Origin of the sequence: Evansella cellulosilytica DSM 2522 (assembly GCF_000177235.2) — a bacterium.
GTDB classification, from domain to species: Bacteria; Bacillota; Bacilli; order Bacillales; family Salisediminibacteriaceae; genus Evansella; species Evansella cellulosilytica.
The window spans coordinates 2,126,814-2,141,897 of record NC_014829.1 but is presented as its reverse complement, the minus strand read 5'-3'; the positions used below and the strand labels follow the sequence as shown (position 1 = coordinate 2,141,897).

The window sequence follows — 15,084 nt, the reverse complement described above, 5'->3', positions numbered from 1 at the left end:
TATTTTAGCTGAAATCTAGTTGATTATAAACATGTTAAGTGATGTTAAGTGATGGTAAGGGAAGTAAGTCAATAAAGCTATAATAATTATATAAGAATACTACATAAAATGACGTTATTGTTGTAGATTTTCAGAACGTGATAAAATATAGGAGTTACTTACTTATTTATATATTAATGATGATTGATATTAGGAGAAAAAATCATGGAATCTAATCATTTATTAAACTTTTTTACGAAGAAAAAATGGATTGGTCAAAGAATTATAAAGACTGGCGTTGCTGTATTTTTTACTGCACTCATTTGTATTACCTTTCAAGTTTCAGCTGTGTTTGCGGTCATTACGGCCATTGTTACTTTAGAACCAACTGCTTCAGAATCTATTAAAAAGGGCGTTATAAGGTTACCTGCTTCTGCAATTGGTGCAGCCTTATCCGTTTTTTTTGTTTCTGTTTTCGGCTATTCAGCCATTACGTTTGCACTTGCTGCTACATTAACTATTTTCTTATGTCAAAAATTAAAGTTAGAGCAAGGTACGCTTGTTGCTACTTTAACAGCAGTTGCTATGATCCCAAATATACACGATCACTTTTTGTTAGCTTTTTTAACTAGAGTCGGAACAACAACCATTGGATTAACAGTATCAACTCTCGTAAATATATTTCTATTTCCACCAAAGTATATTTCTACTATTGCAGATCAAATAAAGGAGCATCAATTTCATATATCGAAAGTTCTAAAGAAATCTATGGAAATAATCATCAGTACAAAAAAGGAAAATAATAGTAAACTCCCACTTGAATCATACCAAATTCTTAGGTCTAATATTGATAAAACTGAAGAACTCGTCAAGTACCAAAAAGCAGAGTGGAGATATCACCGGATGAAATACTACGACTATCGTCACTTTTTTAAACTAAAAAAGAAGTTAATGATCATACAGAAAATACTTTTACATTTGGGGAACCTACAATATATTAAATCATGGATCGACTTTACGGAGTTTGAACGAGAATTATTAGTAGATACGACTGCATCAATAGTTGCAATCATCGAAAATATACACGCTCCTATGTCTGATGACCACTTTTACAATATATACGAATTAGATCAATATTTAAAATATGAATATAGCTCTGGTCACCGAAGGGATCCTGCTTATTTTCACCACTTTCATGAAAAAACGATTGTATTTTACGAACTATTATCGATACACGATAGTCTCGAAGAACTTCGACAATTAGTAGGTAAGTAGTTTTTATAAAGGAGTCGGATTCCTGAGTAAAGAATGGGGTTTTATTTAAGAAGAATGCAATGAATTAAGCTTTGCTTCATTTATCACTTGAAGTTAGTTGAATGTTGCGCCAATCTACTTTTCTCATAACAAATAATGAAATAATTACGACAATTACCACGAGTATTAGTATTGCAAAAAACATGTGCCACCCGCTCTCTATGAGGGAAGCGCCTAGAAAATTAAAAGCTAATGTTCCTGGTATTATTCCTATCATTGTTGCAGATAAGTATTTATTAAATGAAACCTTTGAGATTCCTGCTATATAACTAACAATATCAAAATTAATAATCGGTATTAATCGTAACGCTAACACATATCGAAATGCATTATGCTCCACTTTTATTTGTACATCTGCCCACCTTCCAACACTTTTTGTTTGTCCGAGACCATATCCAAGTTTTCTTACTGCTAGAAATGAGAGGATAGCACCAGCTACTGACCCGATAAAAGTCACAATGGGTCCGAGTATTGGACCGAACGAAAGCCCCCCAGCAATAGAAAAAATCGATGTTGGTATGAGAGAAAATGGACGAATTGCTAAAGCTATAATGAAAATAATAGGTGCTAGTATACCAAAATCAATAATAGCATTACGAATATTATTAGGAGTAATGTAAAAGTATTTTTGATTAATAAAAATCATTATTATGATAAAAATGAAAATCAGTAATTTACATACTGTTATATATTTCACTTTTCTACACCTCTTCTTCTCATTACAATATAGCGTTATCATTATCTAAAACAACCTCGTTAGCCAGAGCATCCCGATCATGCCAAATACAAAAGAATATGTTGAACTTAATGCGTGGCCATCACCATGACTTTCTGGGATTAACTCCTTATAAACGATGTATAGCATCGATCCAGCCGCAAATGACAATCCAGTTGGAATGAGAATAGTAACATAATTAGTTAATATATATCCTATAATAGCAGCAAAGAACTCTAGCATACCTGTGAGAAGGGCGATTAAAAATGCATATAGCTTTTTTACATTCTGTTGGATTAAAAATAATGCCACTAGAAATCCTTCGGGCATATTCTGAAGTCCAATTGCAAAAGCGATCATTGGGCCTAATCCTTCCACCCCACTAGCATAGCTAACTCCTACTGATAACCCTTCAGGTAGATTATGCAAACAAATTGCTGCAATAATTAACATTGATTTTTGATCTATTTGAATAGCGCTAGATGAATGATCTAGATCGATATGAGGAATATTTTGTTCTAACAACGTTAACGATACTACTCCTAACAATATACCAAGAGCAACAATTTTTATATCGGCTTGTTTTAATGCTTCCGGAATAAGTTCAAAAACGGCTGCTGCCATCATTACACCAGCACAAAATGCTAATAATATATCTCTAAATCGATGTGTGGCCCTAATAAATAATAGTGCAGGTATTGCTCCTAAAGCTGTAGCAATTGCAGCAATTGCACTTCCTGTTATAAATTCCATAATGCCTCCAACTTTTCTATTAAACTTGTCTTACTACTTCTTCTACTATAGATATTCTAGCTTTTTATCTATTATTCAGTATTTTGTTAGAAGCAGGAAATTTTTAAAGCTTTCTAGAAAAAGTTAACTAAGTGGAAAGGAGTGAACTGCAATGGAATTAAAACTGATAGATGAAGCTGTTATTTTTGCGACAAATGCACACGCTAAGCAATACAGGAAAACCGATAGTACCCCTTATATTACCCACCCATATACCGCCGCTTTATTCATGCAAACTCATTTACATGGTAGTTCTTTTTCAGACGAGGAGAGAATGAATATTATCATTGCAATATTGCTTCATGACGTTATAGAAGATACAGATGGGACAGTCGAACAGATTACAAATATATTTGGTGAAAAGATATCTGAATTAGTCATCGGTGCTTCTGAAATGGACAAAAGTAAATCTTGGTTTGAAAGAAAATCTGAATCAATTAAAAAAACAAAGTATGCTACTTTACAACAAAAATATGTTATTTTAGCTGACAAAATACATAATTTACATTCGATGGTAAAGGCTAAGGAGTTATTAGGAAGTTCACTTTGGTCTTCCTTTAGTGCTACGAAGAAAGATCAGGAATGGTATTACAAAAATATGTATCGGGCGTTAGTAAGTAATCTTGATGAAATACCGCCATTATTTAAAGTAATGGAACAGTACATTACTACTCTTTTTCAAAACGATTTCTAAATACAATTCATGTCCATAAAGCGATGAAAATAAGGTGAATCAATGGAGAAGGAATCCACCATTTGATTCACCTTACGCGACCACACTTTCTACTAAATTGTGAGTACTATCAAGGGAACTGAAAAAGTACTTATTCTATAATTATCAGTTATTATTATAAGTTGCTCTGTATATTGTGAATTGATGATCCCTGCGCAAGCTCGCTTTCCGTGGGCGGCTGGTGAGCCTCCTCGACCTGCGGTCTGTGGGGTCTCACCCCTGCCTTTTTTCCCACAGGAACGAGCGTTACTTCGTCGATAATGCTTCGAGTTGTCTCGACGGATACGCTCCAAGGCATATGCTTGTAGAGGAAGAGACAGTTATCTCGCTTGCTCCAGGCTCATCAAATCGTTCTTAAATTAAGGCTTATGAATTTTAATACACGATACAATCATGATTTTCACTTTTTCAGTGCCCCTCGTACTATCCTCTTTTCATTATTACCCTTGGAGTAATAAAGATTCAGGGTCCTCAATAAGTTCCTTAACTTTCACTAAAAATCCTACAGCATCTTTACCATCAATAATTCTATGATCATACGAAAGTGCTATATACATCATTGGCCTATTTTCAAATCTTTCTTCATCAATAGCAACAGGGCGCATTTGTATTTTATGCATTCCCAATATCCCTACTTGAGGTGTGTTCAAAATAGGTGTTGACCATAAAGAGCCAAATACACCACCATTTGTAATTGTAAAAGTGCCTCCGGTTAAATCATTGATATCTAATTTCTTTTCATGTGCTTTTTCAGCTAAACTATTCACTTCCTTTTCAATACCAGCAAAATCAAGGTGATCTGCATCCCGAACAACAGGAACAACAAGGCCCTCTTCCGTTGAAACAGCTATACCGATGTCATAAAATTTCTTTAATAATATTTCGTTCTCTTCTATTTCGGCATTAACATAAGGATATTTTTTTAGTGCGCCAATAACCGCTTTAGTAAAAAATGACATAAATCCTAATTTTACACCATTTTCCTCATAGAAGTCATCCTTTTTACGATCTCTCAACTTTAATAATTTTGTCATATCAACTTCATTAAACGTTGTCAACATTGCTGAATTTTGTTGTGCTTCTACAAGCCTTTTTGCAATAGTTTGTCGCCGTCTCGACATACGAACCCGTTCAATTTTTTTAGAAGTGGCCTCCTCTTTGTCATTGCTTATTTCATCGTTATCTTTTTCATTTTCAAGTTCTTTTAGATCATCTTTCCTTACTCGACCTAGCGGGTCTTTTGGCGTTATTTCATTCAATTCAATGCCTTTTTCTCTTGCATACTTTCTCGCAGCAGGACTAGCTATTGGACGTGCCTTATCAATATCCTTTTCAAAATTCTTTTTCTCTTCATGTTCATGTGAAAAATCGGATGATAGATCATCTTTAGCTTTATCTTTCTTATTATTCTCGAACTTCTTCGATGACGTCTCTTCATCGACATTCATTTTAGCTATAACATCTCCTACAAAAACAGTATCACCTTCATCACAAAGCGTTTCGCTTAAAATACCCGACTCTTCTGCAGAAATTTCTATATTTACTTTATCTGTTTCCAACTCAACGAGATTTTCCCCTTTTTGAACTGATTCCCCTTCTTTTTTTAGCCACTCTGCAATTGTCGCTTCTTTAACAGACTCCGCTAATTCAGGTACTTTTATCTCGATCATTCGTTTACCCCCTTCGCGTTAATCATATAAAGCTTCATTGATTATTCTTTCCTGTTCCTTCTTGTGCATTGCCGCATCGCCTTCAGCCGTACTAGACATACGGCGTCTACCAATATATTGAATGCTGATATGATCTCCTTTGATACGTCTCAACTGCGGAAGCACGTAATGCCAAGCCCCCATATTTTTTGGTTCCTCTTGCACCCAAATCCATTCAGTAACATTCCCGTATTTCTTAGTCAATGGTATAATTTTTTCTTTTGGAAAAGGGTACAATTCTTCGACTCTTGCTACTACGATAGAATCAATGTTGTTGTGTTTATTTATATGTTCTTCTATATCTATCGCAATTTTTCCAGAGCAAAATATGATTTTCTTCACCTTTTCACTTACTGTTTTTTTTCCTTGCTCGATTATTAACGGATTAAACGTTCCATTTATAAACTCATCTGCTGAAGAAGATAACAATTTATTTCTCAACAAGCTTTTAGGAGTCATAATAACGAGCGGCCTCACTTCTTCTTTCCCTAAAAGCTTAGCTTGACGCCTAAGCAAGTGAAAGTACTGACTGGCACGAGTTAAGTTAACAACATGCCAATTATTTTCTGCTGCTAGCTGAAGGAACCTTTCTAAACGCCCACTGGAATGTTCTGGGCCTTGGCCTTCATACCCATGTGGCAATAAAAATACAATTCCTGATTTTTGACCCCACTTTGCTCTTCCACCTGATATAAACTGATCAAACAACACTTGTGCTCCATTTGCAAAGTCTCCATATTGGGCCTCCCATAACGTTAACGTTTCAGGCGAATACACGTTATAACCATATTCAAACCCTACGCATGCGCCTTCCGATAATGGACTATTGTAAATATCAAATGACGCATTGGCCTCTCTTAACTCATGTAAAGGTGAATATATTTTCTCATTTTCATAGTCATGAAGTACTAAATGTCTTTGTGAAAAGGTGCCCCTTTCAGAGTCCTGACCTGTTAATCTTATTGGTGTACCATCCCGGATAATAGTTGCAAATGCTAACGCTTCGGAATGAGCCCAATCTATTGTTTCGTCTTTTTCAAAGACATAACGTCTTCTCTCTAATATTTTCTTTAGCTTCGGAAATACACGAAAACCCTTCGGTACTGCCAGTAGCTGTTCATTTAAATCCTTTAAAACTTTTACATTCACCATTGTATCTATATTGTCTAAGTTATTTTGTACAGGGGGCGGTGGGAGAGTGTCTTCCTCTTTTAATTCAGATTTTTTTCCATCCTTCACTTTTTTGAAGTGTTGCTCTAGTTCAGCTAAATATTTTTCCCGCATAGATTGGAGCGTGTCTTCAGATACAACAGATTGTTCTTTCAATTTTTTCTCATATATTTGACAAACTGTCTCATGTTTTTTTATCTTTTTGTATAATTTTGGTTGAGTAACTAGCGGTTCATCCATTTCATTATGACCAAACCTTCTATATCCAACTAAGTCAATAATAATATCTTTATGAAATGTATTTCGATATTGTATAGCAAGGTGAATTGCTGCTAAACAGGCTTCAGGATCATCAGCATTTACATGGATAATTGGAATTTCAAACCCTTTAGCAAGGTCACTAGCATAATTCGTTGAACGAGAATCCTCACTTATTGTTGTAAATCCGATAATATTGTTTGCAATAATATGAATTGTACCTCCTGTTGAATACCCCTTCAGTTTCCCTAAATTTAAAGTCTCTGCAACTATACCCTGTCCTGGAAAGGCAGCATCACCATGGATTAATATGGCTAATGCATGTGTGACATCCTGTGTTGCATATCCTTTCTTATCTCTATTATCTTGTGCTGCTCTAGTGAAGCCTTCTACTACAGGATTAACAAATTCTAAATGGCTCGGGTTATTTGCTAATGTTAACGTTGCTCCCTTTGCATTTCCTTTTATTTCCTTATCTGCACCTAAGTGATATTTCACATCTCCAGTCCATCCATAATTTATTCCAATCGATCCCTCAGACGGTACTAACTCTTTATTTGGTGCATCATGAAATTCTGAAAATATAATTTCATAAGGTTTGCTAAGTACGTGTGCTAAAACATTTAATCTACCTCTATGCGCCATTCCGATCATAATATTTTCCGTTCCATTTTGTACCGACTCTTTAACCGCATCATCTAACATTGGAACAATACTATCTAAACCTTCTATTGAAAAACGCTTCTGTCCAATAAATTTTTTATGGAGAAAGTGTTCAAATCCTTCCACCTTGTTTAATCGTTCTAATAAAAAACGTTTATCCTTTTTAGAAAGATGCGGTTGATAACTCTTAGACTCAATTTTCTCCTTAAGCCAGTTTCTTTCTTCCATATTTTGAACTTGATTAATTTCAAAAGCTAATGTATCTGTATAAACTTTTAACAAATGTTCAACTGCCTCATAACCATTCTTTACTTGAGGAGGAGCAAATGGAGAAATAATATTAGCTGGTATAATGCGCAATATTTCAGCTGTAAGGTTATATTTATCCAACGAAAAATCCTCACCAACTGCCCTTTCCTCTAGTGGAGAAATATTTGCTATTAAATGTCCCCTGCTTCTTATCCCTTCTGATAATGTGAATGCATTTGCAATTTCCTCGTACGATAGTTGAGATGTATGTTTTGTTCCACCATTGCGCCTCGACGTTTCCGATTTATCGACATAATTGGGTTCACCCCACTTTTCAAAAAAGAGCCGAATATTTTCTGGCACTAGTGTTTTATCTTTTTTATACAAGTCATAAAGATCTTCCATATAGCCCAAGTTTGGACCGACAAACTGTGCCCATCCTTTGTCATACTGAATGTCATACTTGGTCATCTGTATAATTCCTCCAATGTAATAGCTGAAATAAATGAAATATTGATTACCTCTTATATTTCTTATGCTTTTATCATTCAAACAAACACAGTTAATTTATTTTTTCATGCTATGATTTATTAAAAGTTGTATGACAAAACGTTATTACCTATATACCTAACTTGTATATCGTTTAAACATTCATCCACTACTTATACAAAGAAAAAAGATGACTTAAAAGGTTGCTTCTTACCTTTTGAGTCATCTTTTGATAGTATGATACAATTCTAACGAACCGGCTAAAGGCTATTGATACAGTCTTTAAAATCATTCTTCGGGTTATTTACTAATGTAGAAACGGACGTCAGTACTAAGTCTTCCTTCATTGGTTTTAAAAACTCTACTACTTTGTCACTACTATGACAAGCTTGTAACCAATGTTGATAGTTGTCTTTATTTAGAATAACTGGCATTCGATGATGAATAGACTGCATCGACTCATTTGCTTCAGTCGTTATGATCGTACAACTAATGACTTCTTCGTTTTGATTATCCTTCCACCTATCCCATAAACCGGCAAATATGATTGGTCTATCATCGTTATACTTGATCAGGTATGGCTGTTTTATACCATTTTGAAGCTTCCATTCATAGAAGCTACTTGCAATTATTACACAATGTCTCCTACCAACTAGATGTTTAAAGCTCGGCTTTTTAAATAATGTCTCTGCTCTCGCATTAATCATCTTGTTACCTATTCTTATATCCTTAGACCATGAAGGAATAAGCCCCCATTTCATGTAACCACCCCGAACACCTGATTGCCCTTTCACTAAAGAAAAAACAGGCTGACTTGGAGCAATGTTATATCTCGGATTAATTGATAAACTTTCACTATTTTCGATTTGAAAGTAGTCAAATAAGAAATCAGGATCAGCATATAACGTAAATCTTCCACACATAGAAATCACCTATTTTACATGGTTTGTCCAAAATCTCTCTAACCTGTTTAATGCATCTTCGAGCTCCACATGGCTATAAGCATATGAGATACGTATATATCCCTCTCCAAGTGAAGAAAAAGCATCACCTGGAACTACTGCTAATTTTTCCTCTTGTAAAAGTTTTACTGCAAATTCATAAGAACTCAATTTCATTTGTGATATATCAGGAAAAACGTAAAAAGCTCCTGACGGCTTTATTGTAGGAATCCCAATTGTTTTTAAACGAGCAAGTACGTAGTCCCTGCGCTCTTTATACTTCTCTTTCATCGGAAGTGCGTCATTAATTCCATTTGTCAATGCTTCTATTGCAGCGTGTTGCGATATAGATGATGCACAACTGACGTTATATTGGTGAACCTTAACCATATGTTTTATTAAGTAAGCAGGAGCAAATGCAAATCCAATCCTCCATCCTGTCATAGAATGTGATTTTGATACACCATTAATGACGATAGTCTTTTCTTTCATCCTCGGAAATTGGGCAATAGATACATGCTCATGATCGTAATTTAGCTCTGAATAAATCTCATCTGAAACTACAAACAAAGGTTGTTCCTTCAAATAATTCGCGAGTGCTTCTGCTTGTTCTCTCGATAAGACAACTCCAGTTGGATTAGAAGGATACGGTAATATCACCGCACGGGTTCGATCCGTTTTATGCTTTTCAATTAATTCTGGTGTGAGAATAAAATTCGAATCTCGTGTATCTACAAATATGGGCTTTGCACCACATAAAGTAATAATTGGGGCGTACGCTGGATAAACGGGTCCAGGTAATATAACTTCAGTATTTGGTTCTAGTATCGTTCTAAAGGCTACATCTAAAGCTTGCGATGCACCAATTGTCGTTAACACCTCTGTTTTTGGATCGTAATATAATTGATACTTTTTATGTAAGAATTGACTCGCAGCTTCCACTAGAGAATCTTCACCAGCATTTTTTGTATATGTCGTTTTATTATCATTTATAGCCGAAATTGCTGCTTTTTTAATATGATCAGGTGTATAAAAGTCTGGTTGACCAAGTGTTAACTGTACTGCATCTGGCACTGTAGCCACTTTATTAAAAAATTGTCTGATTCCAGATATTTCAATACTTCTAACACGATGATTTATCAAATTTTCCATATAACCATTCCTAACTTCATGAATAATTTTGTTCGTAACTAATCACTAGTAAATGATAGTATATTTAAAATGTCAATAACAACCTCCTGCAGTAAATAAAGTTTTGAATGATTTTAGTCATCAGTGACAACTCCTAATACTGTTTTATATAGTAAATAAGCTCCTATTGCAAAAGCCTCTACTTGATCTTGTGCTCGATCAATTCCATGAGGTACATTTTTGATTTGTAAACTGTAAGGAGCAGGAGTAATAAGAGCGTCTTGATTCGCATGCCTTAAAAACTGTGAAACCTCTCGTAAGCCATATTGTCCACTATGCATCACTTCATATAGTGAGATGAAGCCATGCATCACTCCTTCGTATCTCGTTGCAGTTACCGGCACATTAAATTGCGCTAAACGTTCTGCATATAACTCACCTTCATCTCGTAAAGGATCAAACTCTGCAGTAATAATAAGGGTTGGAGGAAGTTCGCTTAAATCGTCAGCATGCAGTGGTGATGCATATGGGCTTTTCCACATGTATTCATATGGAGTATATAAATCTCTAGCACGGTACATTACTTGTCGAGACAATAAGTAGTAACCACTATCATAAATCTCACGCGATTCAAGATCAGCTTCCTTAAATGTCGTTAATGGATACATGAGTACTTGAGAAGTTATTAGCGGGCCTCCTAAATCTCGTGACATAAGCGCCATTACTGCAGCTATATTCCCTCCAGCACTATCACCTACTACACTTATTTTTGTAGAATCGCCGTTAAATGTATCTGCGTTTTCATATGCCCAATTTAATGCAGCGTAACTATCTTCTATTGCTGCGGGGAATACATCTGATGGTGCAAGACGATATCCCACTGCAATAACAACACTATTTGTTCTTTGAGAAAGTGAACGAACAATGTTATCATGTGTGTTTATGTCGCCAAATCCTTCAAGAAATGCTCCTCCATGATAATACATGACAATTGGAAAGGGACCATCTCCTTGTGGCCTATATATTCTTAAAGGTATTTCCACGTCGGGAGTTGTTGTAATATGAAGGTCCTCCCTAAGAAGAGGCTCTCCCCTTCTACCTCCAGTAATGAATTGAGGAAGTCTCACATTTATATCTAAATCGACCAAGTTATTATCAATTGCATGTAATACTACTGCAGTCTTTGCTGGAAGTGAGCCTTCATCCGTAGTTTGCCAAACATAAATAGAAGTAGCTATAAGAATCAATAGTGTTGCAATAAATATAGACGAAAAGAAAAATAATTGCTTTGTAATTTTCCTTATTTTCAACATCTTCTGTTTCAAATTGTAATTTCTTCGTGCCATTATTTTTGAAGTTCCCCCTCTAATACCTCTAAGAAAAAATAACCTCCTGAAAAGTACAAGAGGCTATTAAAAGTTGTTCACGTTAAAATTACTTAAAATAGGATTAAAACCGGTAATAATTATCCAATCTAACCACCAAACTCTTTCTCTTTGATCCATTAGTTCTTCCGTCTTTTCTTTTCTAGGATCTAGAAGAAATGTTGGCAGTTCAATCCTTTCTCTTTCATCTAACTCTACTGTAGTAATTAACCGATTTTCTTTTCCAGTTATATTAATAAGTCCATTCTCAATTGAGTAATCTATTTCCTCTCCTTTTAGGGAGGTAACAGCAACAGAATCGGGATAAATGTACTCTTTCAATAAAGGTTCATCCTCAAAAGTTAATACCTGTGTTTCATAATGAGAAAAACCATAATCTAGTAAGGTTAGCGTATCCTTCTGTGCAAAGTTTCGAGAAGGAGAATTTAATGTAACTGATATCAGCTCGATATGTTCATCAATGGCAGCAGTCGATAATGTATAGCCGGACATTCTTACAAATCCATTTTTGATACCGATTACTTCGTCATAAGAACGAGTCAGTGGATGATGATTATATATTATCGTTTCCCATCCTTCACCAACCCATTCTACAGAATGAGTACCAACTAGTTCACGAAAAGTTTCATTTTTCATCGCATATGCACTGATTTTAGCCATATCATAAGCTGTCGTTACGTGATCTTCCTCGAATAAACCATGTGGATTTGTAAAATTAGTAATGTCACTAACCCCTACTTCCGTTCTGACAAAATCATTCATCCTATCAGAAAATGCCTCAACTGAACCATCAATATGCTCCGCAATTGCTATCGCGGCATCATTTCCAGAGCTTACCATGAGACCTTGTAATAGCTGTTCTAATGTTATTTCTTCATCTTCAAGTAAATATACCCTAGTACCTATTGCCCTAACCGCGTCACTGCTAACGGTAACAATATCATTTAAGTCTTGTGTCTCTATCGCAATAATAGCTGTTACTATTTTTGTGATACTAGCCGGATACATCGGTTCCATCATATTTTTATCAAAAAGGATTTCTTCAGTATGACTATCAATTAATATTGCGGCCTCGCTCGTTATCTCTGGTATCTTTTTTTCTGCAAAAACAGATGTATTGTCGATATAACTAAATATAATGGCAAATAATAAAAAAAGTTTTAAAAATGAATGTTTACTAAAACACATTGTATCACCCAATCGACACCTTCATAGTATTATTAATTATTTAGGCTCTGTTATCAGATAGTGTTGTTTTCACGAAAGGTGCGAGGCGCAATGCCCGCGGCCCGAGCATATACTTCTTGAATACACTCCGAGTTGTCTCGAATGATGCAGCCTCTCATAGTGAAACTGGAAGAGGAAAAAGACAAGCAAACGTCCTGAACAGAAAACCAACAACAATTTTTAATATAGCTCTACATTAAAGACCTATATTATAATAAAATCATTTTTTTTGTATCGAAACAAGCCCATTTCCTTAACAATTATATTACAAAATCAAACAAAGTGATGACTGAAAAGGTTAAACCTCATAGTTAACGTTTAAACAATGTGCAAATTGAACGCAGTCACTTAAAAGAGGTTGATTCAAAAGGTCGATTTTTTACCTTTTGAGTCAACCTCTGTATTTATTGCTCATAATGATCTTTAGCAATGATAAAGTTGATATTAGGCTCGCCTTTTAGAAGTCCGACAGCATAAATGGAATAACTACTTTTATCTGCCAGTTGCAGATTTGGTATTTCATAAATAACCTCATCTTTACCATGCTGTTTAATTTCAACGTCAAACTGGTTACCTCCAAGTTCCTTATAGTTAGCCACCTCTAAGTAGGAAATGTTTTCTATCATTATATTTTCTTTACAATACACATCAAGTGAATACGTATCTGGTGAAAGATGAACAAGTCTTAGTTGAGGGCTATCATTATTGCTATGATTATTGTCATTAATAACCATCATATCAACACTATCTTTCTCATCAATTATTGCTAGTGTAAATGCTTCACCATTTTTAACTTTTATTTTCTTGCTTACTATAGGCTTTTCACGTTTAGGGTCAGCCCCATTAGTGTAAATTTTAACTTTATATGTTCCTTTTTGCAGTGTTGCGTAATCAGTGAGTTGCTGAAAGGTTATTTCACCAAAGGCTTTATCTTTATTAATATAAACATCAATATTTGGTGCATCTACGGAACTGTGAATGACTCGAAGAGATACAGCTTCTTCTAGTTGATTTGCATGCGCTATATTTGGTATATACAAACAAAATAGCATTACAACGATACTAATCATGTACTTTTTCATTATTAATCTGTCTCCTCCTTGATGTTTTTGAGGGGTTTAAAAAGGGTAAATATCAATCTTTTTTTTCGTCCTCGATGTTTTCCCTTGTTATAATTTCCCTATATCATTAATTTATTCTCTAGAGGAGGTTTAAATTAAAGCAATTCAGGCAAAAGATTAGATAAAAAAAGCTGCCCAGCAAAAGTAATAATGACTACTTTTGGGACAACCTCCAATGAAAAAAGTTTAACGCCATATAATGTTATTTCATGTGAATCGGTAATCGTTTCATCACATTTTCATAGGCAAAGCCTCTAACTTCTTGTTCTGTGTATTTTTTTAAAAGTTCTTCAATGAAATATTGGTATTTACTTGCGTCTTCTAAACCCTTTACATGATAAGATATGCCATCAAAATCTGATCCAAAAGCAATATGTTCTACACCACCTAAGGCACAAAAATGGTCGATGTGTAACATAAGATCATCTATCGTAGCAAGTTCACCACCTGTTATAAAAGGGGGATTAAATACTAAGCCAATAAACCCATTCCTTTTAAAGAGTGCTTCTGCTTGTTCATCAGTTAAGTTACGCGGGTGATCACAAACTGTTTTAGAATTTGAGTGGGAAGCAATTGGATATTTCGCAGTATTCATTACATCCCAAAAACCATTGTAAGATAAATGTGAAACATCTGTCCACACAAGATGTTCATTATTCATATTAACTACTTCAAATCCAAGCTCAGTTAAACCTCCACCGCGTTGTTCTCCTACTCCGTCAGCGCAAAGGTTGGCATTATTCCATGTTAATCCTAAAGACTTCACGCCTAATTGATATAATAAACGAAGTTTCACTAAATCATTACTAAAAGCATCTGCGCCTTCTAATGTAAGAATGGCACCTATTTCTCCCTCTTGAAGATAGTTTATATCCTCCCACCGTTCAATTTTCTTTATGTTTTCATGTTTCCCAACTACCTCGGTATGAAATAGGTCAATTTGCTCTAATGCATATTGAAATTTCATTTCTTGTGAAAAATGAGGTTCTATAAAAATCGCAAATAATTGAAGACGAACCTTCCCTACCTTTAAATTACTATAACTTGCTTCAATCATTGAATCTTTAGTAAATAAACGCGTTTTATCCTCCCAAAGCTTGAGTAAAGCATCGCAATGTAAATCAATAATCTGCATGAAAAATCCTCCTTAGCACTTTACTTTTATACATACATGATTGCATATTACAAATGAAAAAGTCTATGAAATG

12 protein-coding genes are annotated in these 15,084 nt (G+C 34.9%); 2 read left to right on the top strand and 10 right to left on the bottom strand.

Annotated features, from left to right (window positions below):
• Positions 1-204: 204 nt before the first annotated feature.
• Positions 205-1,254 (top strand): FUSC family protein, encoded by a 1,050-nt coding sequence (locus BCELL_RS09820; RefSeq protein ID WP_013488561.1) that lies wholly within the window; start codon positions 205-207, stop codon positions 1,252-1,254.
• A gap of 76 nt (positions 1,255-1,330) precedes the next feature.
• Here the strand turns inward: BCELL_RS09820 and BCELL_RS09815 are convergent, their stop codons facing one another.
• Positions 1,331-1,990, bottom strand: a complete 660-nt coding sequence (locus tag BCELL_RS09815) for a TVP38/TMEM64 family protein (protein ID WP_013488560.1) — start codon at positions 1,988-1,990, stop codon at positions 1,331-1,333.
• Between the two features lie 45 nt (positions 1,991-2,035).
• Entirely contained in the window at positions 2,036-2,764 is a 729-nt protein-coding gene (locus BCELL_RS09810; protein WP_041808204.1) for a ZIP family metal transporter, read from the bottom strand.
• Positions 2,765-2,912: 148 nt separating this feature from the next.
• Between BCELL_RS09810 and BCELL_RS09805 the strand changes: the two genes are divergently transcribed.
• Positions 2,913-3,494 carry an HD domain-containing protein gene (locus BCELL_RS09805; protein ID WP_013488558.1) on the top strand — a complete coding sequence of 194 codons (582 nt, stop codon included), beginning with the start codon at positions 2,913-2,915 and terminating at the stop codon, positions 3,492-3,494.
• A 479-nt stretch (positions 3,495-3,973) separates the two neighbouring features.
• Here the strand turns inward: BCELL_RS09805 and odhB are convergent, their stop codons facing one another.
• The 8 genes from odhB to BCELL_RS09765 form a co-directional block, all read right to left on the bottom strand.
• Positions 3,974-5,203, bottom strand: a complete 1,230-nt coding sequence (gene odhB, locus BCELL_RS09800) for a 2-oxoglutarate dehydrogenase complex dihydrolipoyllysine-residue succinyltransferase (protein ID WP_013488557.1) — start codon at positions 5,201-5,203, stop codon at positions 3,974-3,976.
• A gap of 18 nt (positions 5,204-5,221) precedes the next feature.
• Entirely contained in the window at positions 5,222-8,053 is a 2,832-nt protein-coding gene (locus BCELL_RS09795; RefSeq protein ID WP_013488556.1) for a 2-oxoglutarate dehydrogenase E1 component, read from the bottom strand.
• A gap of 278 nt (positions 8,054-8,331) precedes the next feature.
• Complete coding sequence (locus BCELL_RS09790; protein ID WP_013488555.1) at positions 8,332-8,994, bottom strand: SOS response-associated peptidase; 663 nt, start codon at positions 8,992-8,994, stop codon at positions 8,332-8,334.
• Positions 8,995-9,003: 9 nt separating this feature from the next.
• A complete protein-coding gene (locus tag BCELL_RS09785) occupies positions 9,004-10,164 on the bottom strand; it encodes an aminotransferase A (protein WP_013488554.1) in 1,161 nt (386 codons plus the stop codon).
• Between the two features lie 113 nt (positions 10,165-10,277).
• Positions 10,278-11,489, bottom strand: coding sequence for an alpha/beta hydrolase (locus tag BCELL_RS09780; protein ID WP_013488553.1), 1,212 nt, complete (start codon positions 11,487-11,489; stop codon positions 10,278-10,280).
• Between the two features lie 66 nt (positions 11,490-11,555).
• A complete protein-coding gene (locus BCELL_RS09775) occupies positions 11,556-12,728 on the bottom strand; it encodes a D-alanyl-D-alanine carboxypeptidase family protein (protein WP_013488552.1) in 1,173 nt (390 codons plus the stop codon).
• Between the two features lie 431 nt (positions 12,729-13,159).
• Positions 13,160-13,837, bottom strand: a complete 678-nt coding sequence (locus BCELL_RS09770; RefSeq protein WP_013488551.1) for a DUF4397 domain-containing protein — start codon at positions 13,835-13,837, stop codon at positions 13,160-13,162.
• 241 nt (positions 13,838-14,078) lie between these two features.
• Positions 14,079-15,011, bottom strand: a complete 933-nt coding sequence (locus BCELL_RS09765) for a dipeptidase (protein ID WP_013488550.1) — start codon at positions 15,009-15,011, stop codon at positions 14,079-14,081.
• Between the last annotated feature and the right edge of the window lie 73 nt (positions 15,012-15,084).